Here is a 3,077-nt window from a genome sequence, read left to right as displayed (position 1 = left end):
CGAGTCGGTCGGTGTGCTCTTCACCAGCTATGTCACCCACGGCTACAAGGGCCTCGACCTGGCCATGCAGGAGCCGTTCCGGCCGACGTGGGGGCTGGGCTTCTCAGAGTTCGGCCGGCACAACGTCCTACGCCTCATCGGCCACGCAGACCGCGAGGACGACGTCGTCGAGCGCACCTACGCCGGCCAGATCGACGAGCGATGGCCCGTGGGCCAGCTGTGGGGAACGTTCTTCATCCATCCGGCCTCCGACATCGGCTTTCCGGGCACGGTCGTCCTGCTCGCGCTCATCGGCTTCCTGTTCGGGCTCTCCTGGCGAGACACCCTGGTGCGACGCGATCCGCTCGCCTGCGGGGTGTTCTTCCACCTGTGCATCCTGGTGATCTACATCCCCGCCAACAACCAGCTCTTCCAGGGCGGCGAACTGACGATCGGGTTCACCGTGCTGGTCGCCGCGTGGCTGTGGCGACGGCGACTTGGCCCCAAGGTCCCCGATGTCCAGCGCCGCTAGTCGAATCCTCGGTCGAGGTTCGATCTACACCCTGGCCAGCGCCGCCCCGATGCTGACCGGGCTGCTGGTGACGCCGGCGCTCACACGCTCCCTGCCGATCGCGGAGTACGGCCGGGTCAGCGTCGCCATCGTGACGATGCAGTTCGTGCTGGGACTGCTGACGCTGGGACTGCCGCTGGTCATCACCCGGCACGCGCACGTGGAGGGAACCGGCACCGAAGGGGCGCGTGGACTTGTCCTGACCGGCGCTCTCGCCGTGCTGTTGCTCTCGGTCGCCGTCAGCAGCGGCTATCTCGGTGTCGCAGCGCTGCTCGGATCGCAGACTCCGTGGCCGGTGCTCCTGGCGGTCGTCGCGGGTGGTGCGGGTGCCGGCATGGCGATGGCCCAGGCCTACGCGCTCGCCAAGGAGGCCAGCTGGTTCTACGTCGCACTGGCCTTCGCGATGAGTCTTGCGGCGCCGGCCGCCGGCCTGTTCGCCATCCTGCTCACCTCGGCGACAGCCTCGGCCTATTTCGGTGCCGTGGTCGGGGTGTTCCTGCTCGCCGAGATCGGTGCGCTGTGGCGCATCCGCTCGGCCGGTCGGTCTCGCACCTCACGCCGTGAGTTCGCGGACAGCTTGCGGATGGGCCTTCCGTTGGTGCCACACCAGCTCGCCATCGGCAGCGCAACCGGTGCCGCGGTCCTCGTCGCCCGCTGGCAGCTCGGCATCGACGGGGGCGCTCACGCGCAGATCGCCGCATGGCTGGGGACTGCTCCGCTCATCATCGTGAGCGCGATCGGCTACGCCTGGTTGCCGCAGCTCCTCAGCGTGCCCGCAGAGTCGCGCGGAGCTTCGCTGGAGGAGACCTCCGGTGCGATCGCCTGGCTCGCCGCCCTGGGCGCCTCGAGCGTTGCCCTGCTCTCCCCGTGGCTGCTGCGGCTGCTGGTCTCCTCCGAGTACGACGTCGCCTCGATGGTGCCCGCCACGAGTCTGGTATGCCTGACAGCAGTGGTGGCCACGGTCTTCCTGGCCTACATGCAGCTCGTCATCGCCGGCGGGCACACCCAGCGCTTCGCGCTCGCAAGCCCCCTGTCCCTGGTGGGCGGGTCACTGGTGGCGCTGGCCACGATCGAGTGGCTGGGACTCGCGGCGATAGGGCTCGGCTACGTCTCGACGTACCTGCTTCTCACGCTGTTCGCGCGCCATGAGTCGCGGCGGTGCTCCGAGGTGCGGTGGTCGCTCACCCGGGTGCTTCCGGCGGGGGCCTTCGGCCTCGCCGGCTGCCTGAGCGGAGCGCTGCTTCCCGTCGACGGCCTCGTGGGCACCCCGGTCCGCGCGGGGGGCGCCATGCTGTGCCTCCTGGGCGCTCTGTGGCTGCTGCGGCGCACGATGACCGGGTCGCGCGAGGTGACCACCGCCGTGGCCGCCAGGGGAGACAGGGACTGACCTCGATGGATGTCTTCGTGATGGCGCCGACCTACTACCCGGCACACAAGACCGGTGGGCCGGTGCCCGGGATCCGTGGTGTCGTGGGGACACTGGGCGGACACCGAGTGCGGATGCTGACCGCGGACCGAGATCTTGGCGAGGTGACGCCGTTCCCTGCGCCGTACAGGGGGACCACCGAGGTCGACGGGATCGAGGTCACCTACCTGGCACCCCTCGGTGCAGGCTCGTGGCGATCGTGGTGGCACGGGCTGCGCGAGATGCGCCGAAGCGACGTCGTCTACTTCAACTCCGTGATGCACAAGACGTTCACCGTCGCCCCGTTGCTGTTCCTCGCGCTCATCGGCTTCCGTGGCCGCGTGGCCATCAGTCCTCGCGGCGAACTCGCCCCTTCCGCCCTGGACCTGGGTGGAGCGCGGCAGAAGCGTCTGTGGCTCAAGACGATGACCCTGCTCGGACTGGCCGGCCGGGTCGGGACCCGGCGACGACCCAATGTCGTGTGGCTGGCCAGCTCCGAGCACGAGCGTGGCGACATCCTTGCCGTCTTCGCGGATGCCATCGTCGTGCTGTCGCCCGAACGGCTGCGGGAGCTGGACGTACACGAAACCACGAGAGTCCGGCCGCGACGCCGAGACGGGCTCCGCATCGTCTCGCTGGGGCGGGTCTCGCCCGTCAAGGGCACCCTCGACCTCGTCCGGGCCTTGCAGCACGTCGAGGTCCCCACCACCCTCGAGCTGGTCGGTCACCTGGAGGACGCGGCCTACGTCGAGAAGGTGCGCCGCGCGGCCGCGACGCTGCCCTCGCACATCGAGGTGAACTGGCACGGTGCCGTACCTCCCGACGAGGTCCGCAGGCTGCTCGATGAAGCCCACCTGATGGTCCTGCTCACCCGCGGCGAGAACTTCGGCCACGCCATCGGGGAGGCGCTCCAGCGCGGCTGTCCGGTGCTGATCAGTGACCAGACACCGTGGTCGTTCGTCGCAGCACGGGGCGCCGGGACGGTGCTCACCGAGCAGGAGTGCCGCACGCCGGCTCGCACCGCGGAGGGCGTCGCCACCTTCGCGAGGCTGACGGACGAGGAGTGGACCGAGATGTCCGAGCGCGCCCGTGAGGTGGGCGCCCGCGGCCTGGTGATCGAGG

The 3,077-nt window shown here is 69.8% G+C and carries 3 protein-coding genes; all 3 read left to right on the top strand.

Annotated elements, in window-relative coordinates; genetic code table 11:
* Positions 1–511, top strand: a 511-nt coding sequence (locus tag RMO85_RS09150; RefSeq protein ID WP_310528418.1) for a hypothetical protein, incomplete at its 5' end; no start/stop codon positions are given.
* Complete coding sequence (locus RMO85_RS09145; protein WP_310528417.1) at positions 495–1,937, top strand: oligosaccharide flippase family protein; 1,443 nt, start codon at positions 495–497, stop codon at positions 1,935–1,937. The genes RMO85_RS09150 and RMO85_RS09145, both read left to right, overlap by 17 nt.
* A 5-nt stretch (positions 1,938–1,942) precedes the next feature.
* Positions 1,943–3,077 (top strand): glycosyltransferase family 4 protein (locus RMO85_RS09140; RefSeq protein ID WP_310528416.1); only part of this gene is annotated, 1,135 nt, incomplete at its 3' end.

The organism is Nocardioides sp., from assembly GCF_031422975.1.
Taxonomy (GTDB): Bacteria; Actinomycetota; Actinomycetes; order Propionibacteriales; family Nocardioidaceae; genus Nocardioides.
This window is presented reverse-complemented; position numbering and strand designations above follow the sequence as displayed.

What these genes read in the sequence shown, in the direction of transcription:
- RMO85_RS09145 (WP_310528417.1), top strand. Translation starts at nt 495, where the DNA reads ATGTCCAGCGCCGCTAGTCGAATCCTCGGTCGAGGTTCGATCTACACC.